This is a genomic window from Streptomyces sp. ATLC9 (assembly GCF_057196705.1).
The window spans coordinates 1-12883 of the sequence record NZ_JBXUOY010000150.1 but is presented as its reverse complement, the minus strand read 5'-3'; the positions used below and the strand labels follow the sequence as shown (position 1 = coordinate 12883).

Annotated in this window: 15 protein-coding genes; 9 read left to right on the top strand and 6 right to left on the bottom strand. The window is 71.1% G+C overall.

Annotated elements, in window-relative coordinates:
• Positions 1-92 precede the first annotated feature (92 nt).
• The 3 genes from AC2CJA_RS16360 to AC2CJA_RS16350 form a co-directional block, all read right to left on the bottom strand.
• The gene (locus tag AC2CJA_RS16360) at positions 93-824 is read right to left on the bottom strand and encodes a hypothetical protein (protein ID WP_484603440.1); all 732 of its coding nucleotides are present in this window, start codon (positions 822-824) and stop codon (positions 93-95) included.
• Positions 821-1375, bottom strand: coding sequence for a secondary metabolite protein (locus tag AC2CJA_RS16355; protein WP_484603439.1), 555 nt, complete (start codon positions 1373-1375; stop codon positions 821-823). The genes AC2CJA_RS16360 and AC2CJA_RS16355 overlap by 4 nt, the downstream gene beginning before the upstream one ends.
• A gap of 170 nt (positions 1376-1545) precedes the next feature.
• Positions 1546-2028 (bottom strand): helix-turn-helix domain-containing protein, encoded by a 483-nt coding sequence (locus tag AC2CJA_RS16350; RefSeq protein ID WP_484603438.1) that lies wholly within the window; start codon positions 2026-2028, stop codon positions 1546-1548.
• A gap of 684 nt (positions 2029-2712) precedes the next feature.
• Here AC2CJA_RS16350 and AC2CJA_RS16345 point away from each other — a divergent pair.
• The 8 genes from AC2CJA_RS16345 to AC2CJA_RS16310 all read left to right on the top strand — a co-directional run bounded on the left by AC2CJA_RS16345 (position 2713) and on the right by AC2CJA_RS16310 (position 10038).
• Positions 2713-3615: a helix-turn-helix domain-containing protein gene (locus AC2CJA_RS16345; protein ID WP_484603437.1), complete on the top strand. Its 903-nt coding sequence runs from the start codon at positions 2713-2715 to the stop codon at positions 3613-3615.
• 2 nt (positions 3616-3617) lie between these two features.
• The gene (locus tag AC2CJA_RS16340; RefSeq protein ID WP_484603436.1) at positions 3618-4310 is read left to right on the top strand and encodes a zinc finger domain-containing protein; all 693 of its coding nucleotides are present in this window, start codon (positions 3618-3620) and stop codon (positions 4308-4310) included.
• 125 nt (positions 4311-4435) lie between these two features.
• Positions 4436-5083, top strand: a complete 648-nt coding sequence (locus AC2CJA_RS16335) for a WhiB family transcriptional regulator (RefSeq protein WP_484603435.1) — start codon at positions 4436-4438, stop codon at positions 5081-5083.
• Positions 5080-6615 carry a hypothetical protein gene (locus AC2CJA_RS16330; protein WP_484603434.1) on the top strand — a complete coding sequence of 512 codons (1536 nt, stop codon included), beginning with the start codon at positions 5080-5082 and terminating at the stop codon, positions 6613-6615. The genes AC2CJA_RS16335 and AC2CJA_RS16330 overlap by 4 nt, the downstream gene beginning before the upstream one ends.
• On the top strand, positions 6612-6803 hold the full coding sequence (locus tag AC2CJA_RS16325; protein ID WP_412721885.1) for a hypothetical protein: 192 nt from the start codon (positions 6612-6614) through the stop codon (positions 6801-6803). The genes AC2CJA_RS16330 and AC2CJA_RS16325 overlap by 4 nt, the downstream gene beginning before the upstream one ends.
• Before the next feature lie 328 nt (positions 6804-7131).
• Positions 7132-7770, top strand: coding sequence for a plasmid mobilization protein (locus AC2CJA_RS16320; RefSeq protein ID WP_484603433.1), 639 nt, complete (start codon positions 7132-7134; stop codon positions 7768-7770).
• Positions 7771-7785: 15 nt separating this feature from the next.
• Positions 7786-9510 carry a relaxase/mobilization nuclease domain-containing protein gene (locus AC2CJA_RS16315; protein WP_484603432.1) on the top strand — a complete coding sequence of 575 codons (1725 nt, stop codon included), beginning with the start codon at positions 7786-7788 and terminating at the stop codon, positions 9508-9510.
• Between the two features lie 84 nt (positions 9511-9594).
• Positions 9595-10038, top strand: coding sequence for a hypothetical protein (locus tag AC2CJA_RS16310; RefSeq protein WP_484603431.1), 444 nt, complete (start codon positions 9595-9597; stop codon positions 10036-10038).
• Positions 10039-10360: 322 nt separating this feature from the next.
• Here the strand turns inward: AC2CJA_RS16310 and AC2CJA_RS16305 are convergent, their stop codons facing one another.
• From AC2CJA_RS16305 to AC2CJA_RS16295, 3 genes are all read right to left on the bottom strand, one after another.
• Positions 10361-11185, bottom strand: a complete 825-nt coding sequence (locus tag AC2CJA_RS16305) for an SPDY domain-containing protein (RefSeq protein ID WP_484603430.1) — start codon at positions 11183-11185, stop codon at positions 10361-10363.
• Between the two features lie 15 nt (positions 11186-11200).
• The gene (locus tag AC2CJA_RS16300) at positions 11201-11491 is read right to left on the bottom strand and encodes a hypothetical protein (RefSeq protein WP_484603429.1); all 291 of its coding nucleotides are present in this window, start codon (positions 11489-11491) and stop codon (positions 11201-11203) included.
• Positions 11492-11604: 113 nt separating this feature from the next.
• The gene (locus AC2CJA_RS16295) at positions 11605-11958 is read right to left on the bottom strand and encodes an SPDY domain-containing protein (protein WP_484603428.1); all 354 of its coding nucleotides are present in this window, start codon (positions 11956-11958) and stop codon (positions 11605-11607) included.
• A gap of 216 nt (positions 11959-12174) precedes the next feature.
• On the opposite strand from AC2CJA_RS16295, the gene AC2CJA_RS16290 reads away from it, so the two are divergent.
• Positions 12175-12819 (top strand): hypothetical protein, encoded by a 645-nt coding sequence (locus tag AC2CJA_RS16290; RefSeq protein ID WP_484603427.1) that lies wholly within the window; start codon positions 12175-12177, stop codon positions 12817-12819.
• The last annotated feature ends 64 nt before the right edge of the window (positions 12820-12883 follow it).

The following is a 12883-nucleotide window of genomic DNA, read 5'->3' as shown; positions in this document are numbered from 1 at the left end:
CGACGGTGGCAGGAACAAGGACCTCGACAATCCTCATTCTCGCTGGTCAGAGGCACTCTCTGTTTTCCTGACCGCCTGTCGGACAGCCCACCTCATGAAAGCCCGAGGCTAGCGTAATCCACGGCGACGGAGAGGGGCGGCAGGCAGACCCCGAGCGAGATCGACAGGATCGCCGTCTGCTTGAGCGTCGTGGAGAGAAGGTCCTCCAGTTCCGGGTGTCCGGTGCCGGTGGAGAGGTGGATCGTGACGAAGACAACGCGCTGCAGGGCGTAGAGGCTGCCCAGCAGGGTGCCGAGGCCCAGGAATCCCAGGCCGGCCTTCCCCAGAAGGGTCCGGCTGTGCCGGACGCCGCCGAGGAACAGCCAGGTGGCGACGATCATGGCGACGCCGATGTACAGCGTGAAGACCGCCGTGTAGAGGACGGAGAAGACCGCCCCCTCTCCCTCGCCCAGTCTGACCGGTCCTCCCGGCGTCCAGTTGGCCAGCGCGTAGAAGGCGAGCATGAGAGGGAGCGTGACGCCGACCGCGGCCAGCCTGGTGCGGCGCGCCAGGCCCTGGGGCCGGACGACGGCGATGACGAAGTCGAGGAGGTATGCGGCGGAGGCGACACCGAGCAGGTGTTTCAGCAGCGGGGGCAGTCTCATGTCGGCGCCGGCCGCGTCGTTGACGGCGGCCTTGGCCTCGGGGACTTCGAGCGTCATGGCCGCGGCCAGGCATACGAAGGTCAGCGCCAGGCTTCGCTGCTTGCGGGAGTGCCGGATGGACGGCAGGCGCCACAGCGCCACGAGCCACAGAGCGCCGGCGACGATGGTGGGGATGTTCATGAGCGGCGGTTCCTCCGGGGGTGAGCCAGGGCGTCGTCGAGGCGCGTCACGGCGCCTGATCGCCCTAGTGCTCGGCCGGAGTGGGCCAGTTCTTCGAACAGTTCACCGAGGGATGACGCGGCCAGCTCGGCGTCGTACTCGGCCTCGCTGTCGTAGCTGGTCCGCCCGAGCGCGGTCAGCACGGCCGATGAGTCGATCCCCTGCGGCATGACCGACAGGAGCGACTCCACGACGCTTGCGTTCTCACTGGTGTGACCGAGTAGCAGGTGAGCCAATTCGTGGCGGACTATCTGGGCACGGTGCCGCTCGCTCACCGCCCTCACGTGGAATATGTGGTCTCCGCTCCCGAACGAGATCACGAGACCGCAGGGGGCGTTGACGCCTCCCAGTTCAGGGAGTTCGTGGAGGTGCAGCGGTCGTCCACGCTTGACCGCCAACTGGTGGCATATCTCGTCCACCGCGTAGGGATCGGATATCTCGATTCCCCGTAGCTGCTCCTCGCACTTCCTCCTCAGCCACGCCTCTTTTCGCGCATAGCGCCGATTGAACATGAACGAGATCCTTGCCGTAACCCCCGAGCGAGCACACTTGCGCAGTTCACGTCGATCGGATCGCAGCGTTCACGGCGATCCGGTCAAACCCTCAAACGAGGCTGACGATTAACCAGGAGGATCTCGACGGAATGCCGCCCAGAGCAGCGCGCCGGATGAAGTCGGCCGCGTCACTCCCCAACTTCATCAAGCCCTTCCAGCCGACGCGCCTGCTCGATCACCGCCGTGATCATCTTCAGGCTGTCGGCCGAGAGGCCGTTGGCGCGCAGCGCGAGTCCCCGGACATCGCCGTCCCCGACGGCCGCGATCAGCTCCATGGAGGCGCGGATCCTCTCGGACTCCTCGGCGTCGAAGTCGGGGAAGAAGTACTGGGGCGTGACATGGAAGTGGCGGGCGAGGGCTTCGACGGTTCGCACGGTCGGATTCGGCTTGGCCCCGGAGCGGAGTTGCGAGATGGCGCTCTCCGAGATCGTCAGGCCGTCCGCCTCACCGCCCTCGCGGATGGCCCGGGCAACCTCGGCGTTGGTGTACCGCTTGCCGGTGGCCGGGTTCCTCACCGTCTGGAAGAGGTAGTTCAGCTTGTCGGCGAGAGTGGGCTGCCGAGCGTCGGCCGCGCCCACGGACGCCTCCGCCGAGCCCCCGGGCTCCACCATCGCTGACTCCTCCCGCCTGTGCACTGAAGCCCGGACGATACTTCAGTGCAGATCTTGGGGTCAATCCGCGGGGCGGAGCACTGCAGTGTTGACATGCAGGGATCACCCTGGCGTATGTTCCAGTCACAGCAACACCGAAGTGTTGAAGCGTCGGGTGGGTGCACGCAGCGTGTCACCCTCTGCGGCGTCCGCCGCACCCCCTACGCAAGGACCACTCATGGCCGCCTACGCCTCTTCACGCAAGGCCGTGCGACTTCTACAGGGTTCAAGAACCAACTCTGGATCTTGGCATGGGGCCGCGCGTATGTTCGTCGTCCCTCGGGCAGCCCGCCCGCCACGACGAGCGTGAGGAACAGCGGCATGCGCACACCCCGGGCCCCGTAGGCCCGCGTACAGCGACGGCGCCCGAGAGCGGCAACTCCCGGACGCCGGACGCTTGAACGGCACAACCCGCCCCGGCAAGGGCGGAGATCGCCACCATCACCACGCTGATCCCTTCCAGGGGGCGTCTCAGCGTGGCAACACCAAGGGAGATTCTCGCATGCGCTCCGTCCTGCGCGAAAGGCCCGACGGCCCGGCCTGCGCGGCAGCCGCCCGCCTCTCCGACCCCGCCCGCCGACGACGTCACAGTGCTCCGGTCACCGCGCCGGCGCGCGCCTCCCACCCGGCGGACGGGAGCAGCCGATGAGCGTGGATGCCCGCGAGTGGGTGTGGGAACGCAGCTCCAGCAAGGGCACCGCGCGTCTGGTCCTGCTGTCGATCGCCGACCGCGTCCCGGACGAGCAGTGCGCCGCCTGGGCCTCCCACACAAGCCTGGTCGAGCGCACGAACGCGAGCCGGACGGCGGTACGCGACGCGCTCAGCGCGCTCACCGGGAGCGGCGAACTCCAGGTGCCGGAGCACCTGCAGGGCCCGCAGCGCGCCACCGTCTACCGCCTGCCGCGCGCAGCCGCATGGCTGGCCAAGGTCGCGGAGGCCCGGCGAGAGGATCCGGACGCGTACGTCGAACCGCCGACGGACTCGGACCCGGTACCCGAGCTGGACGAGACCAGGCTCCGGCGGTACGGGATCTGGCCCAGGGAGGGCGGGGAATCCGCGCCCTCCCGGCGGAATCCGGCCGGTACGGAACCCGGCACCTCACGACGGGATCCGACCCCTCACCGTGCCGGAATCCGGCCCCGGCGGGGTACAGGATCCGACCCCCAGAACCGTAGAGAACCGAAGGTGAACCGTAAGGGCAGCAGTGGTGGTGCCGCCGTCACCTCGGCCCGCGACTGGCGGATCGACCCCGCCACCCAAGCCTGGGCCCGCCGACAGGGCCACCTTGACCGCCTCGGCGAGGACGGCCTGGCCGCCGCCGACGCGAAGTGGCGCGCCCACCGGGCCGACCGCGGGCGCCGCCCCGCCGACGCCTGGGCAGCGGACTGGCGCTCCTGGATCGCCCGGGAACACCCTCCGGCCCGCCCTCACCTCTACGCCCTGCCCGGCAAGGGCGGACCCGCCCCCGCCGGCGGGATGACCCGCGCCGAGGCCCACACCGCGGCGCTCCTCGCCGCCCTCGATGAGCCGACCGGAACGGAGGAGTAGCCGTGGACCGCCGCGAAACCGCCGCCCTGCTGGCCTACATCGGCCGACTCGACCCCCGCACCATCCGCACCGACCAGGGCGAGGCCCGCGACCAGCTCGCCCAGTGGCACGAGCTGCTCGCGGACGTGCCGATGGCCACACCGCACGGCTGGGACGCCCGTGTCGCCGCCCGGGAGCACATCCGGGTCTCGCCGTATCAGATCCTGCCCGCGGACGTCGCCCGCCCGTGGGAGGCCTACCGGCGCGACCGCCTGCAGCGGCACACCGACCCGCCCCCGGCGGCCGACCCGGACGACCAGGCCGCCTGGACCGCCGAGCTGGTCAGCACCCGGCGCGCCGTGGCCTCGGGGAACGCCGAGCCCGCACACCACCGGCAGATCACCGGCGGCCGGGTCAGTCCCGACCTGGAGGAGAGGCTGCGGCAGATCGGCTCCTGCATCCCTGCGGAGGCCCGGGCCGCCCTCGCGCCCTACCGGCCCACCCGGACGGCTCGCGAGGCGGCCATCGCCCAGGGGCGGCCCGACGCCCTGTCGGTGCGCTGTGAGTGGTGCCACGCACGAGTGGGAGAGCCGTGCCGTCGCCGACGGGTCGGCCCCGACGGCAGTGCGCGCGGCAGCGCACCCCGCGCCACCCCGCACCCCGGCCGCTTCGACCTCGCGGCGGCCCGGCAGACCCCGCGAACCGCGATCGCCTGACCGGCTCGCCTCGTCCCCGTCCCGCCGGGCCGCGGCACCCGCCCCGCGCCGCGGCCCGCACCAGACCCCGCACCCGCCGGCCGCCGACCGTGACCGGCCGGTGCGGCAGCACACCGGAGAGCACCTTGCGTCACATCACCACCCACGACGCGCCGACCACCGGCCTGCGAGCCATCGGCGACACCAGCTGGCACACGTACGGCGTGTGCCACGGCATGGACCCCGAGGACGCCGACGCCGTCTTCTTCCCACTCCCCCGCGACTACGAGGCGATCGCCGAGGCGAAGGAGCTGTGCGGCCTGTGCCCGGTCCGCCGCGACTGCCTCGACTTCGCGCTGGAGAACGTCCTGAGGGAGGGCATCTGGGGCGGGCTGACCGAGGCCGAGCGGCGCCCCTGGCACGACGGTCTGCCCCAGCGCCTCGACTACGACCGCGTGGTCGCGTTCTTCAATGGCCGCGACGTGCACCTGACCGAGGCCGAGCGCCAGGTCGTCATCGACCACGCCTACGTACGGGGCTGGCGTACCGACCGGCTCGCCTGCGCCCTCCAGATCAGCCACAAGCACGCGCGCGACCTGCTGCGGCAGGCGGCCAACAAGGTCTTCGACCGCGACCGGAACCTCGGCGTGCCGAGGCGCGGGAACAACAAGAGGCGGAAGCAGACGGCCCCGGCAGACGACCGTCCCGCGGCCGCCGGCCCTGGCACGAAGCCACCGGTGCCCCGCCCGGCGAAGTCGGTCTCCGCGACCGCCCCTCTCGGAAAGGCCGCATGACCCACCTCCTGTCCTTCGGTGCCGCACCGGACCTGCCCCTCCTCCTCACCGCCGGTGTCCTCGTCGCCGCCGCGGCCCTGGCCTTGACCGGCTGGGCAGTCCGGCGGTGTGGGAAGCTCCCGCGGAAACGTCCCGGGAACCCGGCGGTCAAGGTCGCAGCCGTCGCCGCGCTCGGCTGCACCGCCTACAGCGCCGACACCAGCTGGCGCTTCGCCGCCGACTACCTCGACATGGCCGGCACCGCCGAGCGCGCCGCGATGTTCGGCGCCGCCGAGCTGGCGCTCTTCGCGACCGCCCTGATGGCCCGGCAGAACCTGGCGAGCCAGGGAGCTCCAGGGCTGCCGGGAACCCTGGTCTGGGTCATCACCGGCGTACAGGTGATCCCCGCCTATGCCGAGAGCGGTCCGGTCGGCGGCACGGTCCGCGCATTCGTCGGGCCGATCATGGCGGCGATGCTCTGGCACCTCGCCATGGGCATCGAGCTGCGCCTACGCACCCCCGGAGCCGCCTCCCACGGCCTGATCGCCACCCTCGGGCGGGAGGCACGCGAGCGCCTGCTGTCCCGACTGGGCATCGCCGCGCGGGACCGCGACGCCGCACAGATCACCCGTGACCGCGCCACCGCCCGCGCCGTCGCCCTCGCCACCCGCCTCGCGGAGCGCACCCCGAAACAGCAACGGAACTGGTGCGGTCGGCGTCTCACACGCCGGCTGTCGAAGGCGATCGGGAAAGCCTCGGTCGGCACGGACCCCGCCCGGCGCGCCGAACTGCTCGACCAGCTCGCCGCACGCCGACACGCACTCGCGCTCGCCACGGTCCCGCTGCCCTCCCCCTGGTCCCCGCATCACGACCACGACGGGACCGCCACGGTCCCCGCACCGATCGGCCGAAGCGCCACGACCGCCACCGACGGTCCCCGCGTTACGTCCGAAGCCACTGGGGACCGGGGACTGTGCAATGGGAGGGGACCGGTCCCCGGTCCCGGGGACCGCAGCACGGGGACCGGGGACCGTGCTGCGAGGTCCGGGGACTGTGAAGCGGGGACCGCGCCGGGGACCGGGGACCGTGTGAGCGATGGACGGCTTGCACTCGAATCTCCTGCTCAGGGCCCTGAACCGTACCGGGGACCAAGAGGCACCGAGTCGGGGACCGCCCCCACCGGGGACCAGGGACCGAAGGACACCGGCACGGGGACGATCCCCACCGGGGACCGGGGACACAAGGCCCCCCTCAGGCGGAAGCCAACCCCGAGGTCCAAGAGCAGCAAGCCCGGTGGCCGGTCCCGCACCCCTCAGACGCCGCGGTCGCCGCGCGAGCCGGAGCAATCCGTGGAGGACCTCGTCAAGCAGGTCCTCCCCCACGTCCCCGCCCTACTCGCCCGGGACGGCAACGCAGCCATCACCCGCGTCCAGCTACGGGAGATCCTCCGTCGGAAGGGGCTCAAGGGCGGCCGGAACGACCGGCTGAGCCTTGTCCTCGCACAACTGCGGAGCGAGGCGAGCACCACGAGAACAAGGAGTACCACTCGATGAAGACCTGCCGCCGCTTCGCGGCCATCCGCGAGGAGTACGAGCGCGAGATCGCCTTCCTGAACGCCCACTCCAAGCGGCACGCCGGCAAGCCTTCGGCGAAGTCCAGCGCGAAGCACGCCGCGTCGGCCAAGGCGCGGATGGCGCGAGCGCTGACCGGCCACGTCGGGCGCTGCCCCGAGTGCGGCTGACCGGAAGGACGACAGGTCAAAACTCCTACCACCCACAGGTGGCCCGGTTCACGGCCGGGCCACCACCCCGCTCCAGGAGGCTTCGCGTGATTCCCTGCTCCACCTGCTCCACCTGCTCCTCCGCGCCCGCGACCACCGAGGCCGTCACACGGGCGGACCTCCCGGTCCACCGGCGGCTCCCGCATACCGCGGTTCTCACCCCGAACGGCGGGCGGCTCGTCCAACGCGCTCCCGGCAAGCCCGTCCACGTCTTCGCGGGGCCGGCCGATGTCGTTGAGCAGGCCGCCAGCGTCCAGCACCGCGTGCGCTCCCCGAGGCCCCGCATCCGATGACGAACCCCAACGACAACGGCACCGCCCCGGAACCCGCGTCTGACCCCAACCCGGTCCCGAGCGGAGCAAGTTATCCCCTTGGATACTCCGCCTTGAGCGGAGCATCCAAGGGCTCCCCTGCCCCGATGGTGCAGGAACTCGCCCGGCGCCGGGGGACGCCTGACGAAGAGGCTGCGACCGAGGGCGGACCGCAGCCCCAGGAAGAAGAACGGGGCCATGAACAAGCTGCACCACTCCCCGCCCCGCCGCCGCCTCGTACCCGACGCCGCAAGTACCAGCGCCGCCGGCGCCCTCATGTGCGCAACACGCGCTTCAGCGATGACGAACTCGCCCGTGTGACCGCCGGTGCGGAGGCCGCCGGTCTGACCGTCGCCGGTTTCCTCGCCCGTTCGGCCCTCAGCGCCGCTCGCGACCCGGACCGGGCCGCGAGCATGGTCGCCGGGGAGCGGGAGGTGATCGCGGAGTTCTTCGCCGCCCGCAGACACCTCGGTCACGTCGGCAGCAACCTCAACCAGGTCGCCCGCGCGATCAACTCCGGGGCCCACCCTCCCGAGCTCGACGCCGTCATCGCCGCCACCGAGCGCGCCGTCCAGCGCGTCCAGCACGCCACCGAAAAGCTCCTCCACCAGGACTAGGAACACACCACCGGCATGATCCCCAGGATCCACAAACGCGGGCAGCGCACCCTCGGCCTCCTGCACTACCTGTACGGGCCGGGCAAGTACGAGGAACACACCGACCCGCACCTGGTCGCCTCCTGGGACGGCAACGCCCCCGACCCCGGCCGCGACGGGACCACCACCCTCAAACAGCTCCAGCGACTCCTCGACCAGCCTCTGGGAAACATCGACGCCTCCGAACGGCCGAGCAAGCACGTCTGGCACCTGTCCGTCCGCAACGCCACCGAGGACCGCACCCTCACCGATGCCGAGTGGGGGGACATCGCCCGCCGCATGGTCGCCGCCGCCGGCATCGACGACCCCGAATCGGGCGGCGCGGGCTGCCGGTGGGCGGCCGTGCGGCACGCCGACGACCACATCCACATCGTCGCCACCCTCGTCCGCGAGGACGGCTACAAGCCCGGCCTGCACAATGACGCCGCCCGCGTCCAGGCCCAGGCTCGCGCCCTGGAGGCCGAGCTGGGCCTGCGCCGCCTCAGCAAGGGGGACCGCACCGCCGCGAAACGCCCCACCAGCGCCGAGCGCCACAAGGCCAAGCGCCAGGGCCGGGAGCGCACCGCACGGGAGGAGCTGCGCGAGACCGTACGCCGCGCGGTGGCCGGAGCGGCCGATGAGACGGAGTTCTTCGACCGGCTGGCCGCCGCAGGCCTGCTGATCCGCAAGCGTGTCGCTCCCTCCGGTGATCTGCTCGGCTACAAGGTGGCCCTGCCCGACGACCGCAACAAGGACGGCGAGCCCGTTTTCTACCCCGGCGCCCGCCTCGCCCCGGACCTGTCGCTGCCCCGGGTCCGGGAGCGCTGGTCCGCCGACGACCACGGCCAGGGGGCCTCTACGGCGGCTCCGGCCTCGCCTCCGGTGCCGGGTGGCCCGGCCGCCGCGCGCCGACAGGCCGCGTCGGCCGCGTGGACGGCGCTGCCGCCCATCGAGCACGGCGAGGACGCGGTCGCCGCCGCGTGCATCGCCGCCGCGGGCGAGGTCCTGGACGCTCTGGCGCAGACCTCGGCCGCCCACACCCGCCGCGAGCTGCGCGATGCCGCCTTCGCCTTCGAGCGCGCCTCCCGTTCCCGTGTCCGCGCCGAGCGCGGGCACGACCGGGCGCTGCGGCAGGCCGCCCGCGAACTCGTCCGCAGTGGTCCCGCCCTCGGCCGGGGCGAGGACGGTGCCACGACCGCGATGGCGATCGACATGCTGCTCTTCCTCGTCACCGCCACCGCGCACTGGCACGCCAAGAGGGAGCACGCCCAGCAGGCCACCGCGGCCCGCCGTGCCGCCGAGCACCTGCGCGCCGCCTATCAGGCCACCGCCGTCCAGCCCCTCGGCGCTCTCCACCAGCGCGGCCGGGGCCTGGCCCGCCCTCTGCTCCGCCGGCAGGCGGCGGTGCTGCGCGCAGCCCTGCCGGAACTCGCCGAACAGGTCCTCGCCGAGCCCGGCTGGTACGCGCTCGCCGCCACCCTCACCGACACCGAAGCCGCCGGCCACGACCCGACCACGCTGCTCGCCGAGGCCGCCGGGCGGCGGGAGCTCGGCACGGCGGAGTCCGTCAGCAATGTTCTGGTGTGGCGGCTGCGCAGGACTGCCGAGCTGCCCACCGACATCAGCGGCATGGCGATCGGCGAGCGAGCAGCCAAGCAGTCGACGCACCGTGCGGAGCAGAGAGCACCGGGCCGGCCCAGGTCCCGGCACGGGCGGTCGTGACTGTGGAGTCTGTGAATTGAAGCTGGGCGGGGAATCGCGACACGATCATGACGCGTACAGGACGAGACGAGGGAGGACGCGAGAGTGTTTCACCGGATACGCCGCCGTGCGGAGGAGTCCGACGAGTTGCAACGCCGGCACCACGAGGCGTACGTGCGGCTGGCTGGCCGGGTACCGCCGGAGGTCGAGCGGATGCGGGCCGCGCAAAAGCCCGCCGAGCCGACGCCGATGGTGGACGACTTCCTCCCGCCTGAACTGCGTGTCCCCAGCCACGATCAGCTCGATGGCCGGATGATGCCCTGGCCGTGGCCGATCACCCTCGACGGCGAGGTCGTCACCTGTGTCGAGTGCGGCGCGTACCGAGGGTGGCTCGTCCTCTCCACACGCGATCAGATCTGGCTTCGCTGCCAGGCCGGGCATCAGCAGTGCGAGGCTCGTCTCGACACCGCCTGGTACAACCGGCACGCCGGCCCCGCGGACGCGCACCACGAAACGTTCGAGGACTGCCTGCGGCACCTCGGCCGCTGACCTCCGCTTCCGCACACGGCGAGGACAACATGGTGAGGCAGACCGCGATCCGGTACGGCAGCGTGCTGCCGATCGTCTCCGGCCCACCCGCTCCCGTCGTCCGGCACATCGACAAGGCTCTCGCCGAAGTGGCAGCGCCCCGCTGACGCACCGCCCAACGGAGTCTCCAGCCGACCAACCGAAGTGATGGCCGGAGACTCCGCCGCGCTCTGTCAGCGGGGCACGGTTCCGTGAACTCCAAGGAGCCGGAACAGCGTGAAGTCCGGCCCCTCCGATCGGAGAAGCAGGACTTCACACATCGGATCGAGGAAGGCGCTGGTCCTCAGTCGGCCGGAGCGCGCAGAAGCCGATCCCGGGTGCTCTCGGGCAGCACTCGGCGCAGGACCGGTGCGGTGGAGCTGAGAGAGCCTGCGAACGCGGCGACGAGGTCGTGCGGCACGCCGGCCCCGAAGGACACGGCCCACAGGCACCGGGCACCGACCTCGGGCTCCGCCCACGCCTGCCACCCGGGCGGCCCCGCCATCTCACCGGCTTCGGCCACCAGAGCGCGCGGGTCGGCGTCCTGGATGAGGGGCGGTACCTCGCCGAGGCCGAGATGGGAGGTGAAGGTCGGATCGGCCGCTCCCCCGCCGGGCCGGTCGACGTCACGCAGCCAACCGTGCGCGGTGACGGCGTCGAGGACCGACTCGGAACCGGCGAACGACGCGGTGGGCTGCTCGCGGGCATCGAGCGCGACGAGGAAGTCCACCAGAACCTCCCCGGGGACGTCGGGGGTGAAGTAGGCCGACCACTGGGCGAGCGGGCTGCCGGTGTCCGCGCGAGCGGAGATCTGCCAGGCGATCGGCAGGTCCCCCAGGTGGAACGGTTCGTCCGGCAGGCCCCATTGGGCCCACCGGAGGGTGTCGGGACTGATGTGCAGGACGGTGCTGCGCAGGACCTGCCGGTCCTCCGGCGCCTCGTCCGGCTCCTGTCGTCCGCGGACGATCGTCAAGCTCGTCCAGCCGAGACCGGCGAGTGTGTCGGCGACGGCGTCGTAGAGGAGTCCGTCGTCACCGGCCAGGTGTCGGGGACCGACCCAGTACGCGGGCTGAGTGCTGTTCGGGGTGGACGGGTCGAGCGGGAAATCGGGGTTCAGGGGCGCCTCCAAGGGCTGGGTGCGGGTCTACCGGCCACCGGCGGTGCGGCGGGGTCGGCGCGGTGGTGCCTGGACGGGAGCCTGCCAGGCCAGGGCGACGGCGATCTCGGGCGGCAGATGGCCGAGCTGCGTGTCCGCGTCCCGGCCCTCGGCGAGGTAGACGACGGGCTGCCCGGTCTCGTCCGTGGCCTGGACGACCTGTTCGAGGCGGTGCGCCATCGGGAAGAACGGGTTCATCGCCTGCCGCACCGGAGCGTTGCGGTCGCAGGTGGACAAGAGGTCCATGAGGTCGCCGACGGTCATCTCCGTGTGCTTCACAAGCAGCCTCCTTGTAAGAGGAAAAGCGAGTGGGAGTGACGGGCTGCGGCGCCGCCGATGAGCCGGAGAGGAAAGCAGTCTCCAGTAAGGACCTCCGGCTCGGGCTTCTGGCGTTACACACGCCGGGAAGTCTTCAGCACTCGCGCTACGGCGGCAGCGACGATATCGGCTGGCGTCTCGGTGCCGAAGGAGATGTGGTACCCGGGCTCCTTGGCCGTTCCGGTGACGGCGATCTTCCAGCCCTCCCCACTGGTGCCGGGGCGTCCGAGCGGGAACCAGCCAAGATAGAAGCGGCCATCCTTTGAGTTGACGTGCACGTCGGCTCGGTCGTCTACGACCAGGTTGAAGTCCTGCTCGCTGAACTGGTCGAGCACGAGGGTCGGCTGGCCTGGGCCGAGCTGCCACTCGCGCAGCCGCAGAGCCCCGACGGTGGTGGAGAATGCGGGGGTCACGGGAGCCACGGTCACAAGCGATCACCCTTTGACCTGGGATTTTCCGGGAAGGTCGTCTAGGTTGACATGCCCCTACCCCGTTGGCCAGTCTTTCGCGATTCTTTCCTGTCTGCCCCAGGCGAACTGCCTCACGGGGAGGACACGTGCCGGACAGGTGAAGCCGCAGAGAACGGTGGAAGGTTCGGCGCGGCGATGGCATCCTGGCCTGTTGCCCAGGAACAGGAGCACCCCGTGGAAATCCGTTCGCTGAAAGAACTGCAGGCCGCAGACGAACTGTCATTGGCATTTGGGCCGCTCGGATTCGGGGGGGGGCACATGCACCCGGAGGAGGCTGCGGAATTCCAGCAGCACCAGATCGTGGGGATAGAGATAGCCGACCAAGTGGCCGAGGGAACCCGCCGGACATTCGAGCGACTGCGGAATGTATATGCCTACGGCGTGCTCTGCTACGACGTTTACACGCTCGTCGACGGCGCGACCCTGCTGGTCTTCGAGCAGGCCCTCCGTGACCGGTTCATGGAGTGGTGCACGGGGACCGTCACATTCCGTTGGATCGAGACCGGGATGGTCAACTCGTTTCCCGTCACGACATACGAGGACGTGGCGCGGCTGGTGAAGAAGCTGAGACGGAAAAATGTCAGGTTGATAGTGGGCGACGCACCCATCGAGTTCAACGGAACGCTGAACGGGCTACGCAAGTGGGCCCGCGCAGCCGGGCTGCTTCGCGGTCGGCGAAGCCGTGCAGTCGAGAGCGCCTTGGCTTCCCTGCGCAACTACATCGCCCATCCCTCTCGTCACCAGGTCGGCACGCCAGTAGAGGCAGTTCGCACACTGAGCTCTTTCCAACCTGTTCGGCTGGAGGGGCAGTTGGGGTGACAGACAGGTGAAGCCCCTGGTAGATGGGTTTTCGACCAAGAAATCCGTCTCCACCAGAGGCTTC

Excerpts from the sequence above, each read along its gene's own strand:
- AC2CJA_RS16315 (WP_484603432.1), top strand. The coding sequence starts at position 7,786 with ATGATCCCCAGGATCCACAAACGCGGGCAGCGCACCCTCGGCCTCCTG.
- AC2CJA_RS16325 (WP_412721885.1), top strand. The coding sequence starts at position 6,612 with ATGAAGACCTGCCGCCGCTTCGCGGCCATCCGCGAGGAGTACGAGCGC.
- AC2CJA_RS16360 (WP_484603440.1), bottom strand. The coding sequence starts at position 824 with ATGAACATCCCCACCATCGTCGCCGGCGCTCTGTGGCTCGTGGCGCTG.
- AC2CJA_RS16355 (WP_484603439.1), bottom strand. The coding sequence starts at position 1,375 with ATGTTCAATCGGCGCTATGCGCGAAAAGAGGCGTGGCTGAGGAGGAAG.
- AC2CJA_RS16345 (WP_484603437.1), top strand. The coding sequence starts at position 2,713 with ATGAGCGTGGATGCCCGCGAGTGGGTGTGGGAACGCAGCTCCAGCAAG.
- AC2CJA_RS16320 (WP_484603433.1), top strand. The coding sequence starts at position 7,132 with ATGACGAACCCCAACGACAACGGCACCGCCCCGGAACCCGCGTCTGAC.
- AC2CJA_RS16330 (WP_484603434.1), top strand. The coding sequence starts at position 5,080 with ATGACCCACCTCCTGTCCTTCGGTGCCGCACCGGACCTGCCCCTCCTC.
- AC2CJA_RS16350 (WP_484603438.1), bottom strand. The coding sequence starts at position 2,028 with ATGGTGGAGCCCGGGGGCTCGGCGGAGGCGTCCGTGGGCGCGGCCGAC.